The sequence below is a fragment of the Microbacterium sp. DWRC1-3 genome (genome assembly GCF_049896645.1).
GTDB classification, from domain to species: Bacteria; Actinomycetota; Actinomycetes; order Actinomycetales; family Microbacteriaceae; genus Microbacterium; species Microbacterium maritypicum.
In genome coordinates this window covers 1,026,946-1,040,361 of sequence record NZ_JAFCUS010000001.1, presented here as the reverse complement: position 1 = coordinate 1,040,361, position 13,416 = coordinate 1,026,946, and the positions used below count along the sequence as shown (strand labels likewise).

Genomic DNA, 13,416 nt, shown 5'->3' with positions numbered 1-13,416 from the left:
TCTATTTGGTGAGGTTCCCCGCGGCCTCCGCCGTCCGGGATGATAGGTTCGATGAACCGGCCATCCCGCAGCTCGACAGGAGATCTCGTGCCTGATTCGACTGTCCGCGTCGGCATCGTCATCCGCACCAAGGACCGCCCGATCCTCCTCGCGAGGGCACTCCACGACGTCGCGGCGCAGAGCTTCCCGTCGTGGGCCGCTGTGGTCGTCAACGACGGGGGCCCCCGAGGCCCCGTCGATGCGGTCATCGACGCGTTGCCCGAAGGGGTCAGACGCAAGGTCGAGGTCATCCACCACACCGAGTCGCTCGGACGATCGGCGTCTGCGAATGTCGGTGTGCGAGCGCTGAGCTGCGAGTTCGTCGTGCTCCACGACGATGACGACCTCTGGCATCCCGAGTTCCTCGCCGGCTCCGTCGAATGGCTCGATTCGCATCCATCGGATATAGGTGTCGTCTCCAGAACCGAGATCGTCTACGAGCGCGTCGAGGGGACGACCTTCGTCGAGACGTCACGGGCACCGTTCTGGGCAGACCTGGCGCAGATCACCTACGCCGACATGCTCCAGGTCAACCGCTTCGTCCCGATCGCCTACGTGTATCGGCGTGCGGTGCACGACGAGGTCGGGCTCTACCGAGAAGACGTCCACGCCGCCGAGGACTGGGAGTTCAACCTCCGGGTGCTGCGCTACCACTCCATCGGGTTCATCGACGGCGAGCCGAAGGCCTACTGGATGCAGCGCCGCGCTTCGACCGGCGCGCTGGGCAACAGCATGTTCGTGCTCGCCTCGGAGCACGAGTACTACGACAAGCTCATCCGAGACGAGGCTCTGCGCGAGTTCGCGCAGAAGCACGGCGACGGGATCATGCTCTACCTCTCGCGCTACATCCAGGACGAGGTCGCGCGACAGCTGGATGAGAGGCGTCCGATCTCGCGACGGATCAACACGGCGCTGCGCGCGTGGCGACGCCGGTTCACCTCATGACGACAGCAGCCGGCATCGCCGAGCAGATCACGGCGCAGCGGATCGTCCTGCCGCATGTCGACCGCGCGGATGCGATGCCCCTCTACGTGAACGGTGCGGCGGACGTGATCGATCGCCGCGCGCTGCGTATCGCAGCTGGTGCGGACGCGTCGTTCGATACGTACTTCAACGCCTTCCCGTCCGGATTCTGGCGAACCCATTCCACGATGACGCGGCTCCTCCTGCGCCTGGACGTCGAGGGAGAGTGTCGCGTGGTGCTCCGGGGCGCGCACGCCGACGGGACGCACGTCGAACTCCACGCGGTCGATGCCTCGACGTCGCAGCTCCTGATCGAAGTGCCGAACGCCGGTCGTGAGTACGCCTGGGTCTGGTTGGTCGTCTCGGCCTCGACGGAGACCGTCGTCCGCGACGGAGAATGGGTCATCGAGGCGTCGGAGCGACGGGAAGTCCGTCCCTCGATCGCGATCACGACGATGAACCGCGTCGACGACTGCGTCCGCCTGGTCGACGCCCTCTCCTCTGACGGGCTGCCGGATCTCATCGAGCGGGTGGTCGTCGTCGACCAGGGGAGTACCCGCATCCGCGAGGCCATCGCCCCCGTCCTGGAGCGGGCAGCTGTCGATGTGAAGCTGATCGAACAGGCCAACCTCGGAGGATCGGGCGGCTTCAGCCGAGGGATGATCGAGGCGCTCGGAACCGAGGCGACCCATGTGCTGTTGCTCGATGACGACGTCATGCTGGAGACCGAGTCGGTGCGGAAGATGTGCGCCCTCGCCTCCGTCGCCAGGGCGACGCCGTTGATCGGCGCCCAGATGCTCAGCCTGCGCGAGCCGACCGTCCTGCACTCGATGGGCGAGGTCGTCGATCGGCGTTCGATGTGGTGGCACGCCACAGAGCCGGATCTCGTCGCGGCAGATCTGCGTGAGCACCCGATCGTGAAGACGGCCGGATTCCTCCGCCCGAAGGATGTCGACTTCAACGGATGGTGGATGTGTCTCATCCCCGCGGCGGTCATCCGGGAGATCGGTGTCTCGCTCCCGTACTTCATCAAATGGGATGACGCGGAGTACGGTCTCCGCGCGAGCGCAGCAGGACACCGTACCCTCACTCTTCCCGGGGCCGCGCTGTGGCACATGCCCTGGACGGCGAAGGACGACGGCCTCGACTGGCAGGCCTACCATCAGCTGCGCAATCGTGTCGTGACCGCTCTCCTGCACTCCTCGAATCCTCTCCGGCTCCTCGTGAGCTCATGGGCGCAGGACGTGAACCACGTGCTCTGCCAGCAATACGGCTCAGCCGACGTCAGATCCGTCGCGCTCCGAGACGTCCTCGACGGACCGGCGCACCTGTGGGCGACGCTGGGCACTCGTCGGAGCGACATGCAGCGGCTGCTGGCCTCGCGCGGCCAGACGATCACCGCGTTCGGCGACTCTGCCGAGATACCGGACAAGGCGCATCGGCCCGCCGCTCCCGACGGGCTGCGAGGACGCATCGTCCGGCTCGTGCGTGTTCTTCTCGCACAGCTCGGATCGGTCGACGAAACGGCCCCGCCGACTCGTGTGCGCAGGACGGACGGGAAGTGGTGGAGCATCGGCATGCTCGACCGTGTCGCCCTGGAGAGCGCCGCGGGAGATGGCGTGTTCCTCCTCCAGCGGGACCGCCGCACCGCCGCACGACTTCTGGTGAGGTCGGGATGGCTTCGCCTTCGACTTCTGGTCGCCTGGCCCGCACTCGCACGCCGCTATCGTCGAGCGGCGCCGGAGCTCGCGAGGCCTGCGGCCTGGGAGCGCGCCTACAGCGAGTAGGGGGCGCTCCCAGGCCGCAGACGTCTCAGACGGCAGCGGGCTGTGCGTCGAGCGATCGCATGTATCGCGAGCCGATGACCGCGAGGAGCGCCATGAGGCCCGCGAATGCTGCGGAGCCCAGAAGCCAGACGACCAGAGGTGTGGGACCTGCGGCCCACCACCAGGCGACGTCTCCGGAGGGGCTGAGCGTGCCCGGGCCGGTGTAGCGGCGGAGGTTGTCGTACAGTGCCACGCTCTGTGCAGCGCCGAGAAGCACGGCCATGACCCAGATCTGGACGGGCGAGAACCGCAGTGCCGCACGCGCAGCGCTCTCCTCCGCGGAGCCACGCAATCCCGAGTGGATCGCCGGAGCGATGGCGGTGGCCAGGAAGAGGGTGATGAGGGGGAGGACGTATCGCGGCTGAACCTCGTAGCCGACCGTGGTGCGCATGGAGACGAGGATGTAGACCGGAACGACGACGGCAGCCGCACCCGTGCCGGCCAGGGCGAGGAGCTTGCGCCAGCCCTGCCAGCGCAAAGCGGCGAAGAGCGCGCCAGAGAAGGCGAACATCGTCGCCCCCCAGACGACGGCATGCAGCGTGGTGTCCAGCCACCCCAGGCCCCAGTTGAGGCCGAAGATCCCGGCCCAGAGCGCCGGCAGCGACAGCAGGTTCATGCCCAGCAGGGTCAGCTTCGACGGTCCGCCCGGAACCGGTTCGGCGGCCCCACCGAGCGCGAGACCGGTCTGGCCCGCGGTGAGGAAGGCGACGGCTGCGAGAACGACGAGAAGGAGGGGGAGGAGCGCAGTGAGCGCGAAGCGCTTCGTCGGGCGGAACGCGAGCACCGCTGCCGCTGCGACGGCGACGATCGTGTACGCGGCAGCGTCGCCGCGGGCGCTGAGACCGAGGAGAGCGGCCACCGCGGAGATCACGCCGAGCGCGATGCGTTGGCGTCCCGTGGTCGCGAAGAAGCCCAGCAGAGCGGGGAACAGCACGGCGGTGGAGAGCAGCGCCCAGCTGCTCGGATTGACCGAGGCGATGAGGAAGACGCCGAGCGGGACGAAGGTGAGGGCGATGCTCGCCACGAGTGTCAGGCGCAGCGCCCGAGGCAGGAAGAGCCACGTCGCGATCATCATCGCCGTGAAGATCGCGGAGTGGAGAAGCCGGATCAGGATCGTGGAGACGGCCACGTTGTCACTCGCCAGGAACGACGACACGAAATAGAACCCGGACGGATACTGGTTTCCGGTGTTCACGCGCGTGGACTCGCCGAGCTCGTAGCCCTCGTCCAGGTAGTCGCTGCCCTGACAGGACGCGTCCTGCTCCGGGTGGAACGCGTAGCACGCGGACTCCGCGATCTTGTCGGGGATCTCCCTCGAGCGGTCGTCGTCGCCGGGACCGCAGAGGTCTTCGCGCGCTCCGTTGCCGCACCAGATGCTGGCGAGGTGGAAGTCGTCATCGGGTCCCGCCCCGACCGGTGAGGCCAGGGCCCACATGCTCAGGGATGTCATGAGCATCAGGGCGGCCGCGATCGTGCCGATGATCCGTCTGGCAGGCCTCGTCATGTGGTGATGTCCCTTCGAACGTGAGTAGACGTGGTCGGCGCGAGGAACGCGCACAGAATGATGACGATGGAACCGCCGCCGCCTCCGAGAGCGTAGCCGACGAGCGCTCCCCACTGCCCCCAGACGGGGGCGAGCAGGAGCATCGTGGCGGTGCCGATGACGAAGGCGAACATCCAGATCCGGGCGGCGAGACGCTCGCGTCCGGAGGCGAGGAGGAGAGCGGAAGGCGCCGACGTCAGCGAGAGCAGCAGCACGATGCCGAGAAGCACCTGCATCGCCGGCACGCCGTCGGCGTACCTCGTTCCGTAGAACAGATCGAGAATCCAGGGGGCGAAGACGATCAGAGCGCCGAAGATGAGGCCGAAGCCGGCGGCCGTCAGGGCGAACAGCCGCCGATGGGAGGCGCGCATCGCGCTCGGGTCCGCGCGCAGTCGCGCGAAGTGGGGGAGGAGCACCTGGCTCACCGCCTGCGCGACGATGTTCGCGGGGGTCGCCAGGGTCAGAGCCGCCGCGAACATCCCGGCTGCCGTCGGGGTGTCGAATGCGCGCACGAAGATCATGGTCGCCGGCAGCATGCCACCCATCACCAGCGCTCCGAACGTGGCCTCGCGCGTGAAGGCGAGCGTCTCGCGCTGAAGACTCGACGGGCCGGGCGCAGCGACCGTGCGGCTTCGTGCGAACAGCGCGAACAGCAGGTAGCCCGCCGACAGCGGCAGGAGCAGCACCCAGCTCGAATGCGCGGTGAGGACGAGCAGGAGGACCGTGATGGCGAGCAGCGACGACACCGTGTCCAGAACCGCCGCGCGCAGCAGGCGGTTCTCGCCGGTGAGCACTCCGCGGGAGAAGACGTAGGCGTTGTAGCTGAAGACCAGCACGGCGCTCGCGAGTCCGATGGGAAGGTCGCCGGTCATCCACCAGGCGATCGGGATCGCGATCAGCGAGAGGGGGATCGTCGACACCCAGAACGACGTGCGAAGCGCACGGATGCTGTCGGCCGCCGTCTCGGGGTTCGCGAGGTAGCGGGTGGCGGCGATCGCCGCTCCCGCAGGCCAGACCAGGGCGAGGTACACGGCGAGCGAGAGGATCGCCGTGGTGTCGCTGAGCGCTTCAGGGCTGAGGGTGCGACCGATCACCAAGGTGTAGAAGAGTCGCGCGACGCCCTGGATGCCCATCCCATAGGTCGACAGGATCAGCTGTCCGGCGACGGAGTGCTGTTTCACGGCTTCCCGGCGTCAGCGAGCAGGCCGACGAAGGCCTCCCGATACCTGCGCGCGACCGCAGCGGGGTCGTATCGTGCTTCTGCGCGTGTGCGCGCGAGGACGGAGAGGCTCTGACGTTCGTCGTCCGAGAGGCGGGTGTAGCACTCGAGCGCCCGGGCGAGATCGTCGACATCATCGGGCTTCACCAGCAGGCGGTCGTCGTCGACGAAGTGGGCACAGCTGCCGACGTCGGTCGAAATCACGGGAACCCCGGCGCCGGAGGCCTCAGCACCGACCAGCGGCGAGCTCTCGCCGTACTTGCTGGAGATCACGAGGGCGGCGCCGTGCTGGAGCACCTCCGCGGGACGGGCGGTGGGCCCGGCCAGCTGGATCCGGCCCTCCGCGAGGAGCTGCTCCGCTCCCGCATCGGCCACGAGGCTGCGCATCCGTTCGTCGTCGTCGTCGACACCGGGACCGTAGGCGCGCAGGCTCCACTGTGGAGCCTGATCCGCGATGCGGGCGAAGGCGGCGAACAGGACGTCATGCCCCTTCACCGGGTGGTTGCGTGCGAGGGAGAGGAACGTCCTGCTGGACGGGTCGAACGATGCCGCGTCGGGGACATCGGCGCCGTTCAGGATCGGAGGGAGGACCTTGCGCATCCCCAGCTGCCGGATGAAATCCTGCATGCTGGCGCTGTCGCCGGAAGGGATCACGCCATCGAACCGGAACGAGAGGATCCCGACCGCTCGGGCGATCGCGCGGGTGAGGGGGTGGTCGGCCTTGGTGAGGCGCTGGGTGTGCATGGTCGTCGTCTTCACCGCGCTGCTCCGGGCGAGAGCGGTGAGGAGGTCGGCATGGAACAGGTGCGAGGTGATCACATCGGGACCGAAGTCGACGATCTCGCGCTCGAGCGAGCGGACCATGCCGATGATGTTCCGGGACGACCCCGAGTAGCCGAGATAGTGCACGCTCTCGAATGCATCCTCCAGCTCGGTGCTGAGCGTGCCGGGCCCCATGACGACGACGAGGCGGAGCACGTCGCCCTCGTCCCACGACCTCGCGAGAGTGGCGAGCAGACGCTCGGCACCGCCGATGTCGGCGTCCGTGACGACGAACAGAACGCGCATGTGTCCGCTTCCTTCTCGAGCCGTGGGCGATCACACGGCGAACAGATCGATACTATCCACGCTGCCCGCGTGAACCCTGATCGGGCGGAGGGCTCCGCCGGGGGTGCATAAGATTGCTGAGGTGAGATTCGCCTTCGCCGTCAACAACTTCCCACCGCGCGTCGGAGGGGTCGAGACGCACGTCCACAGTCTCGTCGTCGCGTTGCAGAGCGCGGGGCATACGGCCGTCGTCATCACGGTGGGCGGTGGCCCCGTGGGCACGCACATCGAAGAAGGCGTGCGGGTGATCCGTCTGCCAGAGCGGTTCCGCGTGGGCGACGTGCTCGGGTTCCCGCCGCTGGGCACGACTCGTCGCCTGCGGCGGCTGCTGGCCGAGGAGCGCGTCGACGTGGTGTCGGTGCACACGCGGTTCTTCCCGATGACGTGGATCGGTCTCCGCGCAGCGAGCAGGGCGAGCGTCCCGGTCGTGCACACCGAGCACGGCAGCGGTCACGTCGTGTCGTCGTCGCCGGTGATCACGCTGGCGAGCCGGCTGGTCGATCGGACGATCGGACGATTCGTGCTTCGCCGCGCCGACGAGGTCGTCGGTGTCTCCGAGAGCGTCGTCGGTTTCGTGCAGCGGCTGTCGGGACGACGCGCGCGGGTCTTCTACAACGCGATCGAACCGGCATCGACCGACGGCAGACGGCACGGCGACAAGAGCCACGTCGTCTTCGTGGGTCGTCTCGTACCTGGCAAGGGTGCCGAGGACTTCGTCGATACCGTCGCCGCCCTGCGTCGCCGCGGGATCGACGTCGCCGCGACGATGCTCGGCGACGGCCCCGAGCGGGCATCGATCCGCAGTCGCATCGATCGGCACGGACTCGCCGAGGTCGTGGAGATGCGCGGTCGGGTTCCCGCGTCCGCCGTGCGCTCGACCCTCGCCGGCGCGGTGCTGGTGAATCCGACGGTTCTCGCCGAGGGATTCCAGACGACACTCCTGGAAGCCCTCGCCGAGCGCGGGAGCATCGTCACGTACGAGGTTCCGGGTGCCGGTGTGCTCCGTGAGCAGGGTCATCCTGTGGTCATCGTGCAGCAGCACGACCCGGAGGCACTCGCCTCGGCGGTGTCGGAGATGCTTGCGCAGGAATGGCCCGTCACTGCGCTCGACGGCTGGTACTGGAAGGATCGCGCGGAAGAGTACGAGCGGATCGTCGAGGGTGTGAAGCGCTGAAGAGCACAGGGAGCTTCGAGCCGACCGGGTAAGATTGGCTTTTCCTGACTCCCATCGAGAACGCAGATGATCAACTCAGCTCCCAACAGCGACACGTGGCTCGTCATTCCCCTGTACAACGAGGCGACCGTCGTCCGCGACGTGATCGCTGAGGCGCGGAGGACTTTCCCCCACATCGTGTGCGTCGACGACGGCAGCAAGGACGACTCGGTCGCAGAGGCTCTCGCGGGAGGCGCCATCGTGCTGCGCCACCCCATCAATCTCGGTCAGGGAGCTGCGCTTCAGACCGGAATCGCGTTCGCGCGCGAGCAGCCCGGAGCCGAGTACTTCGTGACCTTCGACTCCGACGGGCAGCATCAGGTCGCCGACGCGCTCGACATGGTCGAGCGGTTGCGCACGGAGCCGCTCGACATCATCGTGGGGTCGAGGTTCCTCGACGGGCGCACGAATGCGAGTGCGCTGAAGAAGCTGGTCCTGCGAACGGCTGTCCTGTTCGAGCGGCTGTCGACCGGAGTGCGCCTGACCGACGCCCACAACGGTCTTCGGGCGTTCAATCGCCGGGCCGCACTCGCCCTGAACATCCGCCAGAACCGCATGGCGCACGCCAGCGAGATCGTCGCGCAGATCGGCTCGCTCAAGCTCCGGTATGCGGAGCAGCCCGTGCACATCGTCTACACCGAGTACTCGCGTGCGAAGGGGCAGTCGCTGTGGAACTCGGTGAACATCCTCAGCGAACTCTTCATCAAGTAGGACGGTCATGTCTGATCAGATCATCATCAAGGCCGTCCTCATCGGCGCCTTCCTCGTCTTCGGGCTCATCCTCCTCAGGCCGGGCGGATCGGCCCGCACCCAGGCGATCCGCACCGTCACCTTGGTGTTGCTGCTCGCCGCCGGCATCTACGCGGTGATGTTCCCCGGGGTGATCGATGACCTCGCCCGGACGGTCGGCGTCGGTCGCGGCACCGATCTCCTGCTGTACGCGTTCCTGATCGTCTTCGTCGCGAACTCGCTGTCGATCGTGCGCAAGCGTCGCGCTCAGGATGAGCAGATCACTCAACTCGCTCGTGAGATCGCGGTGCGAAACCCCGAGTTCCCGAAGCAGGGAGAGTGATGGATCTCCTCGTCGTAGGATCAGGGTTCTTCGGTCTGACGATCGCAGAGCGCGCCGCGAACGCCGGACGCAAGGTGACCGTCATCGACCGTCGTCCCCACATCGGCGGCAACGCTTACAGTGAGCGCGAGTCGCAGACCGGTATCGAGGTGCACCGCTACGGTGCCCACCTCTTCCACACGTCGAACCCGACGGTGTGGGAGTACGTCAACCGCTTCACGTCGTTCACGAACTACGTGCACCGTGTGTACACCACGCACAAGGGCACCGTGTTCCCGATGCCGGTGAACCTCGGCACGATCAACCAGTTCTTCCAGTCCGCGTACACCCCTGACCAGGCCCGCGCGCTGGTGCGGGAGCAGGCGGGGGAGTTCGACGCGAAGACCGCTGCCAACTTCGAGGAGAAGGGCATCGCCCTCGTCGGACGCCCGCTGTTCGAGGCCTTCTTCCGCGACTACACCGCGAAGCAGTGGCAGACCGATCCGCAGAAGCTCTCCGGCGACATCATCAGCCGTCTGCCCGTGCGGTACACCTACGACAACCGCTACTTCAACGACACGTGGGAGGGTCTTCCCACCGACGGCTACACGGCGTGGCTGGAGCGGATGGCGGATCACCCGAACATCGACGTGCAGCTCGATGTGGACTTCTTCGATGAGACGCAGCCCCTCAACAAGAACGCGACGGTCGGGCAGGTTCCCCTTGTGTACACGGGCCCCGTCGACCGCTACTTCGACTACGCGGAGGGCGCGCTCAGCTGGCGGACGCTGGACTTCGAGCAGGAGGTCCTCGACATCGGCGACTTCCAGGGTACGAGCGTGATGAACTACCCCGACATGGATGTGCCGTACACGCGCATCCACGAGTTCAAGCACTTCCACCCCGAGCGCAAGGATGTCTACGACGCCGATCGAACGGTGATCATGCGGGAGTTCTCGCGTTTCGCCGAGCGGGACGACGAGCCTTACTACCCGGTGAACACTCCGGCTGACCGCGGGGGCCTCCTTGCGTATCGGGAACTGGCCAAGGGGGAGCGGGACGTCCACTTCGGCGGGCGTCTGGGCACCTACCAGTACCTCGACATGCACATGGCCATCGGCTCGGCGCTGTCGATGTGGAACAACAGTCTCTCGTAGACTCGACATCGTGAGTCACGCTGCTGTCGGGGCGCCCGGGACGCCCCGGCGATATCTGCATTCGCTGTGGCTGCTGTCGGCCCGAGACCTGAAGGTCCGCTACTCGACCAGCATCCTCGGCTATCTCTGGTCGGTGCTCGATCCGCTCGTCATGAGCGCGATCTACTGGTTCGTGTTCACGCAGGTGTTCAACCGCGATGTCGGCGAAGAGCCGTACATCATCTTCCTGATCAGCGCGCTGCTGCCCTGGGTGTGGTTCAACGCCTCGGTGTCGGACTTCACCCGCGCCTTCAAGAAGGACGCCCGGTTGGTGAGGTCGACCGCGATCCCGCGCTCGATCTGGGTGAACCGCATCGTGCTCAGCAAGGGCATCGAGTATCTGTTCTCGCTGCCCGTCCTGGTGCTGTTCATCGTGGTGAACCTCTTCGTCGAGCTCGATCCCGGCCGGACCGTGCACGTCGGCTGGGGAGTGCTGTGGATGCCGGTGGCGATGCTGCTGCAGACGGTGCTCCTGGTCGGGCTCGGACTGCTCGTCGCCCCGCTCTGCGTCCTCTTCGTCGACCTCGAGCGCACGACGGCGCTGATCCTGCGCGCGATGTTCTACGCGACGCCCATCATCTACAACGTCACCGACCTCCCCGGCATCTTCCAGACCCTCGGGGCGTTCAACCCCCTCGCGGGAATCATGATGCTCTACCGCATGCCCTTCTTCCCCGATCAGTGGAATCCGTTCACGCTGACGATCAGCGTCATCATGAGCCTGCTGATCCTCGGACTCGGCATCTGGACCTTCCGGAGCCTGGAACGCCCCGTGTTGAAGGAGCTGTGATGCGCTCGGCCATCGAAGTCCAGGGTCTCGGCGTCCACTTCCGTCGGAACCGGCGCGGGAGCCGCAGCTTCAAGGATCTCTTCGCCGGAGCGTCTCGTCGTTCTCGTCCGGGTGAGTTCTGGGCACTGCGTGACGTCTCGTTCTCGGTGGAGCCGGGCGAGTCCATCGGCGTCGTCGGGCGCAACGGTCAGGGGAAGTCGACACTTCTCCGGCTCGTCGCCAAGGTGCTCCTGCCCGATGAGGGCACCGTCGCCGTCAACGGCGGAGTCGCGCCCCTCATCGAGATCACCGGAGGCTTCGTCGGAGATCTCACGGTGCGCGAGAACGTCCGTCTGACCTCCGGCCTGCACGGGATGTCCCGCGACGAGGTCACGCGCCGCTACGACGGCATCATCGAGTTCGCTGAACTCGCGGGATTCGAGGACACCCCGTACAAGCACCTCTCCAACGGGATGAAGGTCCGACTCGCCTTCGCGGTCGTCTCTCAGCTCGACGAACCGATCCTCCTCGTCGACGAGGTGCTGGCGGTGGGGGACAAGGCGTTCCGCGAGAAGTGCTACACGCGCATCGACGAACTGCTCGCCGAGGGCCGCACGCTGTTCTTCGTGAGTCACAACGAGCGCGATCTCCGTCGGTTCTGCACGCGGGGGCTCTACCTCGACAAGGGGGCGCTGGTTCTCGACGCACCGATCGCCGAGGTCCTCGACAGATACAACGCCGACTACAACTCGTAGCCGCGGCCGGAAGGCGAGGGCTCGGGGTCAGAGCCCCACGAGAGTCTGCAGGTCTGTGACGGCAGCGCGAGCGGCATCGATGGAAGCCGCGGTGTCGGAGCCATCGGTGATGGCAGCGTGCAGTTCGGCGAGGCGCTTCGAATAGGCGTCGACACCGTCGCGCCACTGCTGCGCGATCGACGAGGGCGGCTGCGCGTCGGACAGGCGGCGTGCGTCCTGCTCCAGGGAGTCCATGACGGCCAGCGCATCATCTCCGGTCGCCCCGGCGATGATGCCGAGGCCGCGGGGAGCATCCGTCAGCCAGCCGCCCACCTGCTCGCGGAACACGTCGAAGGTCGGGTCGACCGGTGCAGGCGGCGTGGTCTGCGGCGTGCGCGTCTCCGTGGGTGAGGGGGAGGCGGAAGGGGCCGTCGTTCCGGTCGGGCTGGGGGAGCCGCTCGCGCCGGGTGCGGGTTCCTCGCCCCGGGGCAGCAGGAAGAACAGCAGGGCGCCGACGATCGCCAACGCGGCGACGACGATCCCGATGATCAGCCACACCCGGCCCGTGTTCTTCGGCTTCGGCTCGATGGGCGCCCAACGGAGCTCGGGAGTCGGCTCGCTCATCATGCGTCTTCCAGCGGGGCCATGGGCTGCCAGGAGCGGTCTCGGCTGATCCGGCCGCCTTCCTTGAGCCCGCGGAACAGGTTGCTCGTGCCCCGCACCGTGCGCTCGACGAAGAGCAGCCGGATGAGCTCCTTCGCGAACGTCATCGCGGTGCCGAGGCCGAAGAGCACGGGGTTGTAGTTGTCATGCACGCGGTAGTAGTGCTTGATGTAGGCGCGGTTGCGCATGATGTAGAAGCGGTAGGCGTTGCTGGAGGCATTCATGTGGCGGATGCCCATGTCCCACTGCTTGATCTCGCGCGTGCGTCGCAGCACGAACTCGTCGACGATGACGGCCGTCGTCTTGCGCGAGGCGAGCCAGCCGTACATCTGGTCATCCCAGTAGATGAAGAAGCGGTGGTCAGGCAGGCCGATCTGCTTCACGATCGAGCGGTGGATGAACATGCCCTCGAAGCAGCCGCTGTTCATCTCCTTGTATCCGGAGTCGTCGAAGCCGGACGGGGCGAACGGGATCGGAATACCCATGCGCTCCGCGATGCGGTACTGCCAGTAGAACTCGCTGCCGTCGTAGTCGTAGCGCCGGCCCTGGATGCTCTTGAAGCGCGGGGCCCACTTGCCCATCTTCGCGAGTCCGTCGGGGAGCACCTCGACGTCGTCGTCCATCATCCAGATCCATTCGGAGCCGAGCTCGTAGGCGGTGCGCATGCCCTCGCTGAACCCGCCGGAGCCACCCGTGTTCGTCTCCAGGCGCCGGTAGACGATCTCGGTGCCGATGCTGTCGCGGAACGACTCGACGACGTCGGTCGTGTCGTCGGAGGAGGCGTTGTCGATGATCACGACGCGTCCGGGCTTCGGGTCCATCGCCGTGATGCTGGTGAGGAGTCCGGTGAGCAGATGCGATCTGTTGAAGGTGACGACGACGATCGTCGCCGCTTTCGGATCGAATGCAGCGGGCGCCGCGGTCATACCTTCTCCTCGAAGATCGGTGGGCAGTTCAGGGGTGTGAGGGCTGCGGCGCCTCGGGCCACCGTCGGGGACGATGCGGGACATGACGAGCAGTGAGTAGCCTACCGTCCGCCACCTTCGTATCCGCGGAGAGGCTCACCTCGGCGCGACGACCGCCACCCGGCAAG

At 66.9% G+C, this 13,416-nt stretch carries 13 protein-coding genes; 8 read left to right on the top strand and 5 right to left on the bottom strand.

Annotation, left to right across the window (positions count from 1 at the left end):
* Positions 1–87 precede the first annotated feature (87 nt).
* Both ACP699_RS05005 and ACP699_RS05000 read left to right on the top strand, forming a co-directional pair.
* Positions 88–984, top strand: coding sequence for a glycosyltransferase family 2 protein (locus ACP699_RS05005; protein ID WP_235562536.1), 897 nt, complete (start codon positions 88–90; stop codon positions 982–984).
* On the top strand, positions 981–2,789 hold the full coding sequence (locus ACP699_RS05000; protein WP_426169674.1) for a glycosyltransferase: 1,809 nt from the start codon (positions 981–983) through the stop codon (positions 2,787–2,789). Before ACP699_RS05005 ends, ACP699_RS05000 begins: the two co-directional genes overlap by 4 nt.
* Before the next feature lie 25 nt (positions 2,790–2,814).
* Here ACP699_RS05000 and ACP699_RS04995 read toward each other — a convergent pair whose 3' ends face one another.
* From ACP699_RS04995 to ACP699_RS04985, 3 genes are read right to left on the bottom strand one after another with little or no spacing between them, the layout of a single operon-like run.
* Positions 2,815–4,332 (bottom strand): DUF2142 domain-containing protein, encoded by a 1,518-nt coding sequence (locus ACP699_RS04995; protein WP_288968161.1) that lies wholly within the window; start codon positions 4,330–4,332, stop codon positions 2,815–2,817.
* The gene (locus ACP699_RS04990; protein ID WP_426169670.1) at positions 4,329–5,552 is read right to left on the bottom strand and encodes a lipopolysaccharide biosynthesis protein; all 1,224 of its coding nucleotides are present in this window, start codon (positions 5,550–5,552) and stop codon (positions 4,329–4,331) included. Before ACP699_RS04990 ends, ACP699_RS04995 begins: the two co-directional genes overlap by 4 nt.
* On the bottom strand, positions 5,549–6,658 hold the full coding sequence (locus tag ACP699_RS04985; protein ID WP_055873027.1) for a glycosyltransferase: 1,110 nt from the start codon (positions 6,656–6,658) through the stop codon (positions 5,549–5,551). Before ACP699_RS04985 ends, ACP699_RS04990 begins: the two co-directional genes overlap by 4 nt.
* Before the next feature lie 121 nt (positions 6,659–6,779).
* Between ACP699_RS04985 and ACP699_RS04980 the strand changes: the two genes are divergently transcribed.
* From ACP699_RS04980 to ACP699_RS04955, 6 genes are all read left to right on the top strand, one after another.
* On the top strand, positions 6,780–7,871 hold the full coding sequence (locus ACP699_RS04980) for a glycosyltransferase family 4 protein (protein ID WP_288968156.1): 1,092 nt from the start codon (positions 6,780–6,782) through the stop codon (positions 7,869–7,871).
* 66 nt (positions 7,872–7,937) lie between these two features.
* Positions 7,938–8,621: a glycosyltransferase family 2 protein gene (locus ACP699_RS04975; protein ID WP_017831129.1), complete on the top strand. Its 684-nt coding sequence runs from the start codon at positions 7,938–7,940 to the stop codon at positions 8,619–8,621.
* Positions 8,622–8,628: 7 nt separating this feature from the next.
* The gene (locus tag ACP699_RS04970) at positions 8,629–8,982 is read left to right on the top strand and encodes a DUF2304 domain-containing protein (protein WP_055869106.1); all 354 of its coding nucleotides are present in this window, start codon (positions 8,629–8,631) and stop codon (positions 8,980–8,982) included.
* Positions 8,982–10,118 (top strand): UDP-galactopyranose mutase, encoded by a 1,137-nt coding sequence (glf, locus tag ACP699_RS04965; RefSeq protein WP_127482581.1) that lies wholly within the window; start codon positions 8,982–8,984, stop codon positions 10,116–10,118. The genes ACP699_RS04970 and glf overlap by 1 nt, the downstream gene beginning before the upstream one ends.
* Positions 10,119–10,128: 10 nt before the next feature.
* Positions 10,129–10,947: an ABC transporter permease gene (locus tag ACP699_RS04960; RefSeq protein WP_055869104.1), complete on the top strand. Its 819-nt coding sequence runs from the start codon at positions 10,129–10,131 to the stop codon at positions 10,945–10,947.
* Positions 10,947–11,681, top strand: a complete 735-nt coding sequence (locus ACP699_RS04955; RefSeq protein WP_017831125.1) for an ABC transporter ATP-binding protein — start codon at positions 10,947–10,949, stop codon at positions 11,679–11,681. Before ACP699_RS04960 ends, ACP699_RS04955 begins: the two co-directional genes overlap by 1 nt.
* Before the next feature lie 27 nt (positions 11,682–11,708).
* Here the strand turns inward: ACP699_RS04955 and ACP699_RS04950 are convergent, their stop codons facing one another.
* A complete protein-coding gene (locus ACP699_RS04950; protein WP_426169661.1) occupies positions 11,709–12,284 on the bottom strand; it encodes a hypothetical protein in 576 nt (191 codons plus the stop codon).
* The gene (locus ACP699_RS04945) at positions 12,284–13,249 is read right to left on the bottom strand and encodes a glycosyltransferase family 2 protein (protein ID WP_055869102.1); all 966 of its coding nucleotides are present in this window, start codon (positions 13,247–13,249) and stop codon (positions 12,284–12,286) included. The genes ACP699_RS04950 and ACP699_RS04945 overlap by 1 nt, the downstream gene beginning before the upstream one ends.
* Positions 13,250–13,416: the final 167 nt, after the last annotated feature.

Coding starts and splice junctions, on each gene's coding strand:
- ACP699_RS05000 (WP_426169674.1), top strand. CDS start 981: ATGACGACAGCAGCCGGCATCGCCGAGCAGATCACGGCGCAGCGGATC.
- ACP699_RS04995 (WP_288968161.1), bottom strand. CDS start 4,332: ATGACGAGGCCTGCCAGACGGATCATCGGCACGATCGCGGCCGCCCTG.
- ACP699_RS04985 (WP_055873027.1), bottom strand. CDS start 6,658: ATGCGCGTTCTGTTCGTCGTCACGGACGCCGACATCGGCGGTGCCGAG.
- ACP699_RS04975 (WP_017831129.1), top strand. CDS start 7,938: ATGATCAACTCAGCTCCCAACAGCGACACGTGGCTCGTCATTCCCCTG.
- ACP699_RS04970 (WP_055869106.1), top strand. CDS start 8,629: ATGTCTGATCAGATCATCATCAAGGCCGTCCTCATCGGCGCCTTCCTC.
- glf (WP_127482581.1), top strand. CDS start 8,982: ATGGATCTCCTCGTCGTAGGATCAGGGTTCTTCGGTCTGACGATCGCA.
- ACP699_RS04955 (WP_017831125.1), top strand. CDS start 10,947: ATGCGCTCGGCCATCGAAGTCCAGGGTCTCGGCGTCCACTTCCGTCGG.
- ACP699_RS04950 (WP_426169661.1), bottom strand. CDS start 12,284: ATGAGCGAGCCGACTCCCGAGCTCCGTTGGGCGCCCATCGAGCCGAAG.
- ACP699_RS04945 (WP_055869102.1), bottom strand. CDS start 13,249: ATGACCGCGGCGCCCGCTGCATTCGATCCGAAAGCGGCGACGATCGTC.